The organism is Candidatus Zixiibacteriota bacterium (genome assembly GCA_040756055.1).
Lineage (GTDB): Bacteria > Zixibacteria > MSB-5A5 > GN15 > FEB-12.
This window is the reverse complement of the sequence record JBFLZR010000003.1, coordinates 38,983-53,895: the sequence shown is the minus strand read 5'-3', so window position 1 is coordinate 53,895 and position 14,913 is coordinate 38,983. Positions and strand designations below refer to the sequence as shown.

Below are 14,913 nucleotides of genomic sequence, written 5' to 3'. Positions count from 1 at the left end.
AGATGATTCGAGAAAAACTAACCTGTGAGGTGGGGTACCGGAGTCAATCTTCGTCGCAGAACCCTCTTCCGCGAAAGACTATAATCGTGAGCGGTTCTGCCACAAAAATCCCCAGTATTCTTTTCGCCTCCATATCGCTACCACGATTTGGGTTCGTTTCATTATTTTTGAAATCCCTCACCCCGACCCTCTCCCAGAGGGCGAGGGGGAAAGAGGCGTTTTAGGTTTGGCCAGATGCGATCGGCAAGATCGCGTCATTCCATTGAAAACTCCCGAGTCCCGCAAATCGGGGATGTAATCCAGCGGTCAGATAGGAACAACTGAATGTACGGAAAGTGTCAGTCCCAAACAGGGTTTGAGCCTGCCGCCCATCGACAGATAGCCAAGGATCTGCCATTGCTGTCGAAAAGGCCCTTTTCCCCCAATTCCCGTCTCCGCCCGGTTTACGCCGGTCCGACATTCGCCTTGACTAAAACGCCATGTTGGACTATTATGGGGCCGGTTGTTCGGGGTGTGGCGCAGCCCGGTAGCGCGCTTGCTTTGGGAGCAAGATGTCGGAGGTTCAAATCCTCTCACCCCGACCATTTCATTCCAAGAAAATGTCTCCGCCCAACCTTGCCAAAAACCTGCTACCCCCCGTCAGCAGCTTGAAAAGCGGATATACCGGTAAGGCGCGAAGCTAATAGCCCCCCGGTTTCCCAATCAAACCCGACCAGTTCTTATTGACAAATTTCGTTTAACGAGGTAAATTCAACCCACAATGCGGTCTTTATTGAGTAAAATATGTGAAATCCTTCACATTCATTGCTTTGAAGTCAAACATCAAGAGGTATAAATAGGTAGAAACATGAGCTTAAAACGAAGAGAATTTTTCAAACTTGCTGCGTTAAGCTCCGCCGCCCTTGCCACCAACAGCGCCTTTGCAACAGATGACGGAGAGGTCCTCGACTGCAGGGCGACATACGGCGTTCTGGTAGACACCGTCGTATGCATCGGTTGTCGCAAGTGCGAATGGGCCTGCAACAACCAGCACTCCCTCTCAACAGAGCCGATTACGGCTTTCGAGGACAAATCCGTATTCGAAACACATCGGCGTCCCCACTCAAAAGCCTACACGGTTGTCAATCAGTATAGCGACCCGGCCACGAGCAAGGCTTACACCATGAAGGTCCAGTGCATGCACTGCAACGAACCGGCCTGCGTCTCAGCCTGTATTGTCGGCGCCCTCAACAAGGCCAACAACGGTCCGGTGGTTTACGAAGCCTGGAAATGTATCGGCTGCCGCTACTGTATGGTGGCTTGCCCCTTCCAGATTCCGGCCTACGAGTACGATAACGCCCTCAATCCGCAGGTGCGCAAATGCACCTTCTGCATTGAGCGCCACCTCGACGAGGGCAACCGCCCCGCCTGCGTCTCAATATGCCCCAACGAAGCCCTGACTTTCGGCACCCGCCAGGAGCTGATCGACCTCGGACATACCCGCATCAGAATGCAGCCGGATCGCTATGAAGATCACGTCTACGGCGAAACCGAAATCGGCGGGACCAGCTGGATGTATCTCGCGGCGGCCGATTTCAAGAACACTGAATTGCCTACCCTTCCCGATGACGCGATTCCGCAGCATACGGAGACCATCCAGCACGGTATCTTTAAATCATTCGTACCGCCGCTGGCCCTGTACGGATTTTTGGGATTGGTGATGCACTCACTGCGCAAGACCGACAACGGACAGGAGGATCAATAATGGCACACCATCATGAAGTTCCTGTTCCGATCAAGGCGCCGTATTTTACCAGCGGCACCAAGGTCCTTTTCGCCATCATGCTTGCCGGCCTGGCGGTATTCGTCTACCGCTTTATCGCCGGACTGGGCGCCGTGACCAACCTCGATGACCAGTACCCCTGGGGTATCTGGATTGCTATCGATGTTGCCTCGGGCGTGGCTCTGGCCGCCGGTGGTTTCACCACCGCCGCCCTCGCCGATATCTTCCACAAAGAAAAATACCACGTGATCGTTAGGCCCGCCCTGCTCACCGCATTGCTGGGCTACACTTTTGTGGCTATCGGCGTTCTCACCGACCTCGGACGCTACTACAACATGTGGCACGTGGCTCTTCCCGGCTTCTGGCAGGGCAACTCGGTGCTTTTCGAAGTCGGTATGTGCGTTATGATCTATCTCACCGTGCTGTATATCGAGTTCCTGCCAATCGTGGTGGAACGCTTCAAAGGCAAGGTCAACCTGCCCGGTATACTCGGCGGCTTCAACAAACTGATCGAGTCATTCCTGTCGATTGCCGACAAAACCCTCGGCCGATTCGTCTCGCTGTTCATTATCGCCGGAGTGGTGCTCTCGTGTCTGCACCAGTCGTCGCTGGGAACCCTGATGGTTATCGTGCCGAGCAAGCTCCACCCGCTGTGGTATACGCCCATTTCTCCCCTGCTTTTCTTGCTCTCGGCGATATCGGTCGGTTTCCCGATGGTTATATTCGAATCAATACTGGCCTCACGCTCGTTTAAACTCAAACCCGAATTGAGTGTCCTGTCATCAATCGCTCGGTACACACCGGTGCTGTTGGGCATCTATTTCGCCCTGAAGATTGGTGATATCACTCTCCGTAACGCCTGGCCGTATGTCAGTGAGATGTCGACCCAGTCGATCATGTGGCTCGTCGAAATTGTCGGCGGAGTCCTGCTGCCCATACTTATCCTCGCCAGCCACCGACTTCGAAACACTGTCGGCGGCCTGTTCACGGCGGCTTCTCTGGTGGTATTCGGGGTGGCGCTCAATCGTATCAATGTCTTTTTGATTGCTTACAAACCGCTGTATGCCACCAAGACCTATTTCCCGTCGTTCATGGAAATTCTCGTCACGGCCGGATTCATCTGCGCCCTGGTTCTGTTGTACCGGGCGTTCGTCATGGTCTTCCCGGTCATCACGGTCCCGGTTGACGAGAACGGTAACCATATCAAGCACGACGACCGCATCAACGTCAGCAACTTTTCGAGGGCCGAGTAAAATGAAGAAGATACATATAAGACTCGTAATGACAACAGTAGTCCTGGTTGCTGCTTTCGCCATGATCGCTCTGGGAGCCGCCCAGCAGACCAAGCACCAGGAGGTCGACACGCTCAACTGTCTTGAGTGTCACACCTGTGAGCAACCGACAGCGCAGGACATGTGTCTTAAACCGTGTCCCACTCTGAGAATGCCGACCGCCCACGCCAAGCACAATTTATCCGAGGCTCCTGACACGTTTCTGATTGGCGAGTTGAGTGACCTTTATCAGCCGGTCGATTTCAACCACAAGCTGCACGCCGACATGGCTCAAATGGGTAAAGGCTGCGAAACCTGTCACCATTACAGCCCTCCCGGTCACATCCCCCCGTGCGCCGATTGCCACGGCGGTGAGAAAAACCCGGAAAACCTGAGGCAGCCATCATTAAAAGGAGCCTATCATCGTCAGTGCCTCTCCTGTCACCGTGAATGGAGCCACGATACCAAGTGCATTATCTGTCACCTCCCCACCCCGGGCGGCGCTCTCGCCAGACCGGGAATGGACTCCACCGATATTATTGGTATCTCTCACCCGGTCATAACCGTTCCCGACAAGAAAGTTTACACTACTCCCTATGAGCAGGGACCGGTAGTGACACTTCACCACCAGCAGCATATAGACCTGTTTGGCCTGCGCTGCGTGGACTGCCACAAAGAAGAAAACTGCAGCTACTGCCACGATCTCCAGGCCCAGTCCCGACCGTCGAAAACGGATGAAGAGATTCACGCCATCTGTAACGACTGCCACATCAAAGACGCCTGTTCGAAGTGCCACGACCATAAAGAGAAACCGGGCTTCTCGCACGCGTCGACCGGATGGCCGTTGAACCGCTTTCACAAGGACCTGAGCTGCCGTGCCTGTCACCCGACCGGCAAACAGATCGCGCGTCTTAACAACCAGTGTACTTCCTGTCACGCCGGATGGAACCAGCAGAACTTCAGCCACGTTGTCACCGGGCTTAAGCTCGACGAAATCCACGGTGAGCTCGAGTGCGGCGACTGCCACGTTGACCTGAAGTACTCCAACAAACCGGACTGTTCGGGATGTCACGATGATGGCCGGACGGCCGAGGATGCCCCTCCCGGCGAGTATGTCCAGAAATTATCTCTTCAATAGAGTCTCAGTGCTTCATTGAAGTTAGGCTAAGGCCCCCGGGATTTCCGGGGGCTTTTTTTTGTGCGCTGTGCGCGCCAAATGTCCCCATCCGCGTTGCCATTTTTGTATCTTGACCATTTCCGGCAAATAGCTTACATTCGGGCGGAATCGTGATTTGCCTGTTTCCCCTCGGAAACACGATAAATCACACAAAGTGTGTGCCCCCGTAGCTCACCCGGATAGAGCATCTGCCTTCTAAGCAGAGGGTAGCAGGTTCGAGTCCTGCCGGGGGTATTATTTTGGATAGCTTCAATCCGACTCCAACGCCAGAGCCGCCCGCTTAATAGACCAATTCCGTCGCCGTTGGAACGAACCCCTCTCAAAAATTGTTTCACAAGCAAATTGCCGAGACCGCTCAATAGCGGAACTCGATTCAATCTTTATTCTGGAGGACCGGCCAACTGTCTGCCTTCGCCCTCACCGAAACGCCAGGCGAAAAAGCAACAGCCGCGAGATTCGTGCCATGAAATACCTCACCAATCTACTCGTCGTCATCATGGCAACTCAGCCGTCAGCTGCCTCAGCCGCGGAATACCACGTTAACCGCGACGCCGACAACAACGTTACCTTCTATTCCAGCGCCCCGCTGGAAGACTTCGAAGGCGTTACCGATCAAATCGATGGCTACGTGTTGTGGGAAGCAGGCGATACACCGACTGCCGGCGGAAGCTTCTATTTCGAGGTTAATCTCGATGACCTCGACACCGGCATCGGGCTGCGAAACCGCCACATGCGCGAAAACTACCTGGAAACCGACAAATATCCCTTCGTGTCATTCAAGGGATCCATTAACGGTGTCAAAAACGACATTGATTCCACACTGGAAATTGACTGCGCAGGCGCCTTTGACCTCCACGGGGTCACCCGGCAGCGCTCGATCACCGTCAAAGCAACGGCCATCCCCGATGGTTACCACGTAACGGGTGAGTTCATTGTGAGACTGGAGGACCACCGGATTAAGGTTCCAAAACTCATGTTTCTGAAAATCGATCAGAATATCCGTCTCACTATGGACTTTTTTCTCAAAAAATCAACGAAAGAGAATCAGCAATGAGAAAAATGAGAATTGCCGCTATCCTGCTTTTTGTTGCGATCGTGGCTTCATTTCCCCGTGTACAGGCGGCTGAATCCTCATGGAAACGCCAGACACCCGGATCCTCCAACACGCCGCAGTTGTTCCACGCCAATCACGCCTTCAACCTTCCTACTGCCTCTATGCTGGGAAGACAGACCTTCGAATTCGAGATCGCTCATAGGTTCTACCCGACTATAAAAGATGGACACGAAGTCCTGTTCGGATTGGATGGTCCCGCGGCAATTCGTTTCGCTCTGGCGTATGGCATTTCCGATCGCTTGACAGTCGCTCTGGGACGAGGTAATCTTGATGACAATATCGATTTACACCTCAAAGCCCGCCTATTCGAACGTATCGGCACGCCCTTCCCGCTTCTGGTCGGGATTCAGGCTGGAACCGGCTGGAATACCGAAGTCTTCGGGCTGTCGGATACTGATTCACGGGCTTTCCAGTTCTATCTTCGCGCTATGATCAATACAATGATTGCCCGGAAAATCGCACTCGGGCTGGTACCGGCCTACCTGAACAATTCCAACGTCCGTAGTGCCGACACCGAAGACATCTTCACCCTGGGCATCATTGGTCAATATTATGTCTCAAGGTCATTCAGTTTCATGATCGAGTGGGATCCATCGCTTGGCGGCGATGACTACCTCCACGATCCGGTGTCATGGGGCATTGAATTGGAAACCGGAGGACACTTCTTCAAATTGGGAGCTTCAAACTCCACCCGGCTGAACCCGTCGCAGTATATCGCGGGTTCAGACGATCCCGCCGGTGGCCGGTACTGGCACCTCGGATTCAGTATTACCCGCCTCTTGAAATTCTGGTAAGTTTCCATCCGGCAGCCGAGAATTTCAGGGCCTGTGGCGTTGATGCGCTATGCCCGCTTTCGAGAGGTGCTAAACCTGAAGCCGGCGCGGGCCACCGACCGAATGTCATACGAATGTCATCTCCTGCCAATTCAGGACAACATAGACCCTGAAATGGAACTTTGCCGAAAAAGACATTGTTTAGGATATATCTAATCAAACATCCAACAAAATGAGGACCAAGCGATGATCCATAATTATTTAAACACACTTAAAGTGTTACTGATGATTGCTTTCCCGGTACTGCTTTTCGGCATGGGCTGCAGTGGGGACAGTAGTCCAACAGAGCCGTCTACCAATCCGCCTCCGCCCGGTTCAGGCGGCGGCACCAGCGAATCCGTGATTATAGACAATTTCGCCTTCACACCCGCGAACCTGACTGTTAGCGTTGGCACGACTGTCGTCTGGACAAATAATCAAAATGTGGGGCACACTGTTACTTCTGATGTCGGCGATGAACTTGAAAGCGGCCTGCTGCAACAGGGACGATCCTACTCGCACACTTTCAACACAGTCGGCGTTTTCCCTTACCACTGCATTCCCCATCCGGATATGAAAGGAACCGTGACGGTTCAGCCATGAGCCCGGAGTTTTGACACGATTACGGCCAAGGTGGCTAACCTTTTTCCATCTCACTTTGTCTGCTGGCCCCGTTCCGTCAGTTCCTGTCGCCGACGAAGTTGGAGATGCGAACTGACGGCGTCTTTAGCCTCTCCCAACCATTATTGTGCGCAGCAGATGTCCCCATCTGCCCGTCCCCATTTTTGTATCTTGACCATTTCCCGGCAAATAGCTTACATTCGGGCGGAATCGTGGTTTGCCTGTTTCCCCTCCGAAACACGATAAATCACACAACGTGTGCCCCCGTAGCTCACACGGATAAAGTATCTGTTTTTTAAGCCGAGGGTAGCAGGTTCGAGTGCTGCCGAAAAGTATTTTCCGAATTATGAGCCAACTGACAAACCGCAAAAAACTCTCATCATCGGTCCTGACCATTGCCCTCGGATTACTCTTGGTTATACCCTTCACTACCTATGCCGGCGATAAGATCTGCGAGTATTGCGGCAAGAAAATATCTAAAGCCAATTGGATCGAATTCGACGGTAAATACTATCATCCCGATCATTTTCTCTGCTCCAACTGTGGAGGCGACCTCAAAAATGGTCCGGTTTATGTCGAGAATGGAAAGATATATGATAGCGTGTGCTATTTTGAGTTGTTTGTCCCCAAATGCGACTGGTGCGGCGAACCGATCCAAGGCAATTATATAGAAGTCGACTCCAATCTCTACCATCAACAGTGTTATGATGACCACGTTGGACGGCGCTGTGCCATGTGCGGGGAAGTGCTCTACGACAAGTATCTAATTGACCCGCGAGGAAACACCCTTCACAAGCATCACCGGGACGAATATCCCATATGCGAATATTGCGGCTGCCCTATCGCTCCCCAGACCACCGGAGAGGGAACCACGTATCCCGACGGCAGACACGTCTGCGGCCTCTGTCTCAGATCGGCCGTAAATGATATCAAAGAAGCTGAGGACCTGATGGCCGACATAATAGAAGATCTGGCTTCCTACGGCATTGAAATCAGAGAGAAGAAAATTCCTCTTCGGCTTGTAGATCGATCAAGCTTGACCAGCCAGAAAGGAGCAATGCCGCACGACCCTGCGGGATATACTTCCTACCGCAAAGAGTCCATTTTAGCCGGAGTGATATCACACGAAGATTTTGAGATCTTTGTCCTCAAGGGAATGCCACGCCAGGACTTCATTCTGACCTTGGGCCACGAGTTGATGCATGTGTGGCTGTTCAAAAATGGCGACCACAATATGTCTTCTATACTTACTGAAGGAAGCTGCCAGTATGCCGGCATACTGGCAATCAGCAAATATGAGGATGAGGAGACAAACATGCTAAGGGTTCAAACTTGGGAAAGCAGGGATCCCATTTACGGCGATGGGCTCAGAAGAGTGGAGGCTTATGTGCGTGAAGTCGGCATTCACGCTTGGCTCGAGTACCTGAGAAAGCACAAGAACCCACCCTGGGAGTGAGATGGTATTCTCCCTTCTCAGGAAATAACTACATAGCTCCCCCCGCACTTTCACTACAACATCAGGGCAAAAATCCCCGCTGATTGCTGTTGTATGGACATCATTTATCGAGGATATGTAATCGGCCCGACGTGCTTGAGTCTTTCTGCCACGAAATGCCCGAATAACGCACCGCTAAATACTGCTAAGCACTGGCAGCCAACCGGCTTCGAACCTGATACCCATATTTGTAGGATCCCTAAAAATGACTAAACGAACCCAAATCGATGCAATCATATGACGAGCAATAAAATACAGGGAATATTCACAGACTCTCCGCCGGGTGGCAGGCTCAAACTTGCTTTGGGCCTGACATTAAAGGCTGCCGGTAGCCATTTGATTTATCAAAGGCGACATCACCTCTCTTCCTCCCTCGCCCTCAGGGAGAGGGTTGGGGTGAGGGGTTTAAAATAACGAAACGAACCCAAATCGATGCAATCATATGATGAGTAATGAAATACAGGGAAATATCAGAAACACTTCGCCGGGTGGCAGGCTCAAACACGCTTTGGGCTTGACAACGCAAGCTGCCGGTAGGCATTTGATTCATCAAATGCTGGGTTTGCGCTGCTGCAACAAACTACGTCAGGCAAAAACCATGCAAAGCATGGGAAACGAACCCAAATCCCTGTAACCAACAAACTGACATGCGAATACGACAAAAAATCCGGCTTTTACTTTCGCTTCAAAGACAATTGGCCTATCTTCAATGAAAACAGAATGAGGTGAAAATGAGCGGCATACTATTCTTGAAAACGAAAGACCTCGGTCCCCTGAAAGACTTCTACACCGACAAAATCGGATGCGAAATCTGGCAGGATCAAAACGACTGTATCATCTTCCGACACGGCAATTTCCTGCTGGGGTTCTGCGAACGCGACAAAATCGAAAACGAAGCCATGCTCACATTCTTCTACGAGAGCAAGGACGAAGTCGACCGCATGTATAGCGTTCTGAAAGACACGGCCATAATCGAACCGAAAGAAAACGAAAAATACAATATCTACCAGTTTTTCGCCAAAGACCCCGATGGCCGCACTATCGAGTGTCAGTATTTCAACGACCCGGTCAGCGGATACCTCGTTGGCGATGAGCTTCTTCTAACCCGTCGTTCCGTGAGACAATTCCGCCCTGAGCCTGTCCCCCGCGACCTATTAAATAAAATCTTCGATATTTGCCGTTTCGCCCCTACCTCGCGCAACACCCAGGGCTATTACTACAAAATTATAACCGACTGCAACCTGATTGACTGGCTTGCGCATACGCGGCAGTCAAGTACGGCCCCAATCGCCAAAGCTCCAGTAGCTGTAGCCATCTGCGCCGACTCCAACATCACCGGCCGACCCGACCAGGATGCCTGCATCGCCGCTTATCATTTCATGCTTGCGGCCTGGCATTTCGGGCTGGGAACGTGCTGGATGGGCGGCATGGACCGCGAGGATATCAAGGACCGGCTGGGCATTCCGCAGACCCATTACCTGGCGACCGTGACGCCGGTGGGCTATCCCGCGAAAAGAAATATCGCCGCCCCTAAACGCAAGCCGACCGAAAAATTCCTTGGTCAATGATTTCAGTCAGGCAGCCTTTTTTGTTGCCAGAGGGCGGATTAAAGTACAAAATTCAGTATAACTTGAAATCATGGGGGGAATCATGATTCTAAAACGAATCGAACCGTTTTCGCTGGCCAAAGTAAGTGCTATCCTTTATGCCATCCTCGGACTGCTTGTCGGCATACTATTTAGTCTGGCGGCTGTTGTTGGATCGGCGTTTGGAGGCTCACAGGATATGGGATTGTTCGGAGAAATCTTCGGCGTCGGATCAATCATCTTCCTGCCCATTTTCTACGGTGTGATTGGTTTCGTCGGAAGCCTGATTGTGGCGTTTCTGTTCAATCTCGTTACGTCGTGGGTCGGCGGTATCGGGATGGAATTCGAGCACGAACAATCGCACTCGGGAACGCCGCAAATGTAACCCTCTAACTGCGATACTTTCTGACCATGCAATACAGAGGAAGTGACAAAGAAGCTCTTCAGATGCTGATCGACCATGAGTTGGCAATCAGCGATTTGTATGCTACATATGCGAATTTTCACGTGGACCATCGCGAGTACTGGCAGTCCCTTGCCAAAGAAGAACGCGAACACGCCGATACCATCAAGCGACTGCTTGATATAATCGATAGCGGCAAACAGATCATCAACACCGCCAATTTCAAACCGATCGCCGTGAAAACTTCCATCGATTACCTGCGGCAGAGCGCCGCCCGTGCCAGGAGTGCGACTATCCCCCTGCCGGAAGCGCTGTCGACCGCCCTTGATGTTGAGAAGGCCATGATCGAGCGGAAATTCTTCGGCATATTTGACACGGCATCATCCGAAGCGCAGGCGGTCCGCAAAGTGCTGGAAGATGGTACTCACTCCCATGTCGCCAAACTTGAGAGTGAGTGGCATAAGTATCGTCATTAATAAAGGCAGGAACCTTCAGGCTCCCGCCTCGTTTTACTGTGCTTTTATTTCCGCGACCATCAGTTGGTCTGAGTGAGTTGTATTTTGAGCGGGGAGGTTTCCGGTTTCCACTGACCCTTGGCCACATTGCGCGTACCGTTGAAGACCAGGTAAGAATACCGGCCATAGTGCATGAGAAGTTGCCCCAGCCGTGGAAGGTCGGGATAGGCGTGGGTGATTATCACCAGGTACTTCTTCACCTGCCCGAGGTCCTGCCCGGCCGCTACAACCGTGTGGCCAAGCCGCGAATAACTGACACCGTCCACTTTGACAGAGTCACCCTTGACGATAACCGAGTTCTTGAGATATTCGGGCACCTCACTTGGATTCAGAAGCACCGCGTATTCGTCACCGCCCATCGTAGCGAGAATCTCGGCTGACGCTACCGACACCGAGTCTTCGGTCAGATTCGTTCCAAATACGCGAAACAGAGCCCGGACACTATCGTCAGCCTTGTACGTCACGAACTGTTTGTTCGGATTGCCCAGAATCGCCGAAACAACGGGCTCAACCTCTTCCGGATAGAGCCTGCGGAAAAGGTGATAATCCGGGTCGACTTCAACCGAAGTCGCAACGTCTGGCACCTTGAATTTGAAAGTAGTCTTGTCGTCCCTGAGCGTCACGGTAGTATCGAACACGTAATCTGTCCCTGAGAAACGTATCGGCACCTGAAGCAAATACTTGTCGCCCGGCATCTGTCCCAGCTGCAGCTTGACTTCGTAAGTCTTCTTCTCCGGTTTGTGCTTGCTTTCGATAACGGCCACATCGAGCTTCGGCGCCCCCGCACGGTCGATCCATTGCGGAATAATGTAGTAGATCTTCTGACCCGATGTTTCCTCGAAAGCGGCAATCCAGTCCTCCCACGAGACTTTTTTGCCAAGGTTTCGGTTGTAAATGAGCTTCCAGGCGGCGAAGAACGCGTCAGAGCCGATCTGCTCTTCGATCATGTGGTAGACCATCATGGCCTTATTGTAGCCGATAGTCCGTGTGTCGGGGCTGGTACGCGACTTGAAAGCGCGCAGCGGGAAATCGTTCTCGGCATTGACATAGCTGATGTACTGCTTGAGAATATCCTTGCGATAATCAAGCGCTTCATCGGGCGCCTCACTGAGCTTGTAGCGGTAATCCGCGCCGTAGACGGTGGCTCCTTCGCACCAGTTGCCGCGGTCATAGTCCACATACACCGAGTTGCCCCACCAGTTGTGGAGAACCTCATGACCGAGCGATGTCCGAATGATAAACGGCAACCTGAGAACCTGCTGACCCAGAAGAGTCCAGCCCGGCATTCCATAGCCAGTCGGGAAGAAATTCTCGACGACACTGAAGTTTTTGAACGGATACGGCCCGATCAAGTCGTTGTACATCCGGATATAGTTGGCCGACGCTGAAAGGTAATTGTTCATGAGAGCTACATCCTCGGGAAAGAAATAACACGTGACAGAAACACCGTCCTCAATGCCAAGAGTGCCGACCTCAAAATGAGACGCGAAAAACGTAGCGCCATCACACTTGTATGGATTTCCCCACGTCTGAACCTTGCGGCCGCCGGCGGTCTCGCTGGAAAGCTTGTTGCCATCGCTTACCGCTTCCCACTTCTCAGGTACATCGGCTGTGAGTTTGAAGGCAACGAGGTCTTCACTTCCCTGAGGATAAAAGTAAGCATCCGAACTGAGATAGGCCCCCTTATCGAGAATCGTGCCCGTGACCTCGGTGCCGACCTTCTCATTGGAGAACCGGATATTTTCGACATCTTCGAAAAACTCGGCCGAGAATTTTATGGTGAACTCCACGTTTGCCTGCTGACCCCAGTCAAAGAAAACCAGTAGCGGCTGGCCAGCGGCTTCGATTTCCGGAAGACTACCTCGATAATTATCCGTGAGAGTCGCCGTGTCGGCGAGTTTCACGGAAACGTATTCGACAGGTTGGCCATCGACCGTGAAATTCTCTATTTTCGCTCCGCCGGCAATCATGAACATATTTCCACCGGCACTTACGTTCATACGACCGCTGTCTTCGATGGTGGCGCTGTGAGTGGGTACGTCCAAAACGAGCTTGATATCGTGGTTGTCAAAAACGACTTCGGAGGCAGCCCCCACTTGCGCGACCGCCAGAATCGCCGAAGCAAGCATCGTGGCTGTGGATATTAACCAGAATTTCTTAAGCATTTGGGACCTCTTGGATTAGTGCTGCTATTTTCGAATGTCACTGCCCGCCGGGCCAACCTGTCCGGTCCTTCCGGGCTTACCCTACCCCGCGATTTCATGTATTATACACGAAAGTCACTGTTGAGACAATAATACTATTCAACGAGAAAATCAAAGGAAGTTACCCTGAGTGAAGGACCGGAACAAGCGAAGTTCCGGTCCCTTGACTGTCATTTGCTGCATTTTACTTGAGCAGGAGCATTTTCCGGGTTTCGGTCTGGACTCCGGCTTGAATCTGATAGAGATACATTCCAGAGGCTACCGGATTGCCGGAATCATCGGTGCCATTCCAGACAACCGAATGGTTGCCGGCGGGCATGGTGGCATCTACGAGAGTCTTTATCTTCTGCCCGAGAACATTATAAACATCCAGCTTAACCGTTGCCCGGCTGGTCAGCGAGTACTCGATAATCGTGGAGGGATTAAACGGATTCGGGTAGTTCTTGCCAAGCCGGAATTGGGTGGGAAGCTGATCGGGTTCGGAGTCATAAACATCCATCGTACCGCTGGTGCGCGCGCGTATGGCCACATCCACGCCGTAGCCGGCGCCCATCTCCCACCAGCTACCGTTGGTCCCGGTAGGACTCATGTAGGTGAGACCGTTTTCCGTATATCCGTCACCGTCGGCACAAATCGGGTTTCCGTAGCTATCATTGGTAATTTTGACAACGACAAAAATGTCCTCTCCTGCGGGGACCAGTGGCGGGGAATCCAGCACCACCGAGTGGTAACCCGCTTCCGTGAACGAGAGGTTGAGCTTGCTGCCAAGCAGGTTCGAGGGACTGTTACCGTCAAAATCATCATAAACATAAACGTCAACATCAGTGGTAATATCGTTCGTCCAGAACTCGACACGATTGAGATAGGCGGTAATTGTGGTTGTGAAACCGCAGAGTCCCCAGGCGGTAGGGTTTGTGAAACCCCAGTTGGCACTTGCGCCGGCCTCATCGTAGTACAGAAGTTCTCCGGTAGCATCGTAGTCCTGCCATGCCGTGGAGTAGGACGAGAACTTGCCTATACTCGCCGATCCATAGGCGATTGTAAAATATCCTCTCTCGGTACCGTAGCCGCAGGTACCGCCCCATCCGGTACCCCAGCTGTTTTTGACGATCCAGCCACCGGTCCCACCTGCGTGCGTGAGGGCATCATCCCATCCGACAATCAGAACCGCGTGATTTGGAGTATTGGTGCCGGTGTAGTACAGCGTGTATGAACCGTCGTAATTGTTGTATTCAGTTTCCCACGAAGGTGCAGCGCCATCGCCGGCATAAAGCGTAGTGTACACCGGGCCGTGATCGTAGATATACTGCTTGAGGTCGGTCGCGGTTGGTACGGCGTCATCGGAAATGATGCACCAGTCGAGAATGGTCTTAATTTTCGGACAACTGCTGTTGCAGGCGACATCGGCCGCAACATACGGATTGCACGCCTCCAAAACGGCGCCTTGCTGGGAAAACAGATTGACGACATACTCGTAGGTGCCACCGCCACAACTGGACTGATAGAAATTGCATTCCTTGGCGTAGTTTTCGGAGAAGTCGTATGTGCCGGCGCCGTCAATCAGCATCAAGGCTTCGAGATTACCGAGCCCCGCGAAAGCATAACAGGAACCGCAGCTGCTCTGGTTTTTGACCGAGGTGATCATGCCTGAAGTGCGCCAATCGAAACTGGTCGGCAGGGCTGTCGGTAGCGCCGTCAGCTGAGCGCTGGCTCCATCGAGATGAGATAGGTCTCTCAACGGCGGGATGAAACCTCTGCCGGGAGGCAATTCTCTCTCGATTTTTGGTTTGAGGGGCGCCATTTGCGGCTGTTGGGTTTGTCCACGGGCCGGGGCGAAATCGGCCATTATCTGAGCGGCTACGACCGCCGCGATCAAAACTTGTCTTTTAAACATGGTAAATCTCCTGCCATTTGCAGTTAATTTCCGGCCCGCTGGTAGATCGCAAACCGGAT

Annotated in this window: 12 protein-coding genes and 2 tRNA genes; 12 read left to right on the top strand and 2 right to left on the bottom strand. The window is 52.4% G+C overall.

All coding sequences use genetic code 11. The features are described 5' to 3' along the window. Positions 1 to 507: 507 nt before the first annotated feature. The 12 genes from AB1483_06595 (at position 508) to AB1483_06540 (ending at position 10,717) form a co-directional block, all read left to right on the top strand. Positions 508 to 584 (top strand) — tRNA-Pro (locus AB1483_06595). A 263-nt stretch (positions 585 to 847) separates the two neighbouring features. Next, a complete protein-coding gene (locus AB1483_06590; GenBank protein MEW6412129.1) occupies positions 848 to 1,744 on the top strand; it encodes a 4Fe-4S dicluster domain-containing protein in 897 nt (298 codons plus the stop codon). After that, positions 1,744 to 3,015: an NrfD/PsrC family molybdoenzyme membrane anchor subunit gene (gene nrfD, locus AB1483_06585; GenBank protein MEW6412128.1), complete on the top strand. Its 1,272-nt coding sequence runs from the start codon at positions 1,744 to 1,746 to the stop codon at positions 3,013 to 3,015. The genes AB1483_06590 and nrfD overlap by 1 nt, the downstream gene beginning before the upstream one ends. 1 nt (position 3,016) lies before the next feature. Beyond that, positions 3,017 to 4,171 carry a cytochrome c3 family protein gene (locus AB1483_06580; protein ID MEW6412127.1) on the top strand — a complete coding sequence of 385 codons (1,155 nt, stop codon included), beginning with the start codon at positions 3,017 to 3,019 and terminating at the stop codon, positions 4,169 to 4,171. A gap of 199 nt (positions 4,172 to 4,370) precedes the next feature. After that, positions 4,371 to 4,444 (top strand) — tRNA-Arg (locus AB1483_06575). Positions 4,445 to 4,673: 229 nt separating this feature from the next. Beyond that, positions 4,674 to 5,264: a YceI family protein gene (locus AB1483_06570; GenBank protein ID MEW6412126.1), complete on the top strand. Its 591-nt coding sequence runs from the start codon at positions 4,674 to 4,676 to the stop codon at positions 5,262 to 5,264. Then, the gene (locus AB1483_06565) at positions 5,261 to 6,118 is read left to right on the top strand and encodes a DUF5777 family beta-barrel protein (protein MEW6412125.1); all 858 of its coding nucleotides are present in this window, start codon (positions 5,261 to 5,263) and stop codon (positions 6,116 to 6,118) included. The genes AB1483_06570 and AB1483_06565 overlap by 4 nt, the downstream gene beginning before the upstream one ends. 264 nt (positions 6,119 to 6,382) lie before the next feature. Then, on the top strand, positions 6,383 to 6,739 hold the full coding sequence (locus tag AB1483_06560) for a cupredoxin family copper-binding protein (GenBank protein MEW6412124.1): 357 nt from the start codon (positions 6,383 to 6,385) through the stop codon (positions 6,737 to 6,739). A gap of 364 nt (positions 6,740 to 7,103) precedes the next feature. Continuing rightward, the gene (locus AB1483_06555) at positions 7,104 to 8,213 is read left to right on the top strand and encodes a protein DA1 (protein MEW6412123.1); all 1,110 of its coding nucleotides are present in this window, start codon (positions 7,104 to 7,106) and stop codon (positions 8,211 to 8,213) included. Between the two features lie 770 nt (positions 8,214 to 8,983). After that, a complete protein-coding gene (locus AB1483_06550) occupies positions 8,984 to 9,820 on the top strand; it encodes a nitroreductase family protein (GenBank protein ID MEW6412122.1) in 837 nt (278 codons plus the stop codon). Positions 9,821 to 9,902: 82 nt separating this feature from the next. Then, positions 9,903 to 10,223 (top strand): hypothetical protein, encoded by a 321-nt coding sequence (locus AB1483_06545; GenBank protein MEW6412121.1) that lies wholly within the window; start codon positions 9,903 to 9,905, stop codon positions 10,221 to 10,223. A 26-nt stretch (positions 10,224 to 10,249) separates the two neighbouring features. Then, positions 10,250 to 10,717, top strand: coding sequence for a hypothetical protein (locus AB1483_06540; GenBank protein ID MEW6412120.1), 468 nt, complete (start codon positions 10,250 to 10,252; stop codon positions 10,715 to 10,717). 59 nt (positions 10,718 to 10,776) lie between these two features. On the opposite strand, the gene AB1483_06535 is transcribed toward AB1483_06540, so the two are convergent. Together AB1483_06535 and AB1483_06530 are read right to left on the bottom strand one after the other, a co-directional pair. After that, positions 10,777 to 12,921, bottom strand: a complete 2,145-nt coding sequence (locus AB1483_06535; GenBank protein MEW6412119.1) for a hypothetical protein — start codon at positions 12,919 to 12,921, stop codon at positions 10,777 to 10,779. 223 nt (positions 12,922 to 13,144) lie between these two features. After that, positions 13,145 to 14,854 (bottom strand): C1 family peptidase, encoded by a 1,710-nt coding sequence (locus AB1483_06530; GenBank protein MEW6412118.1) that lies wholly within the window; start codon positions 14,852 to 14,854, stop codon positions 13,145 to 13,147. Positions 14,855 to 14,913: the final 59 nt, after the last annotated feature.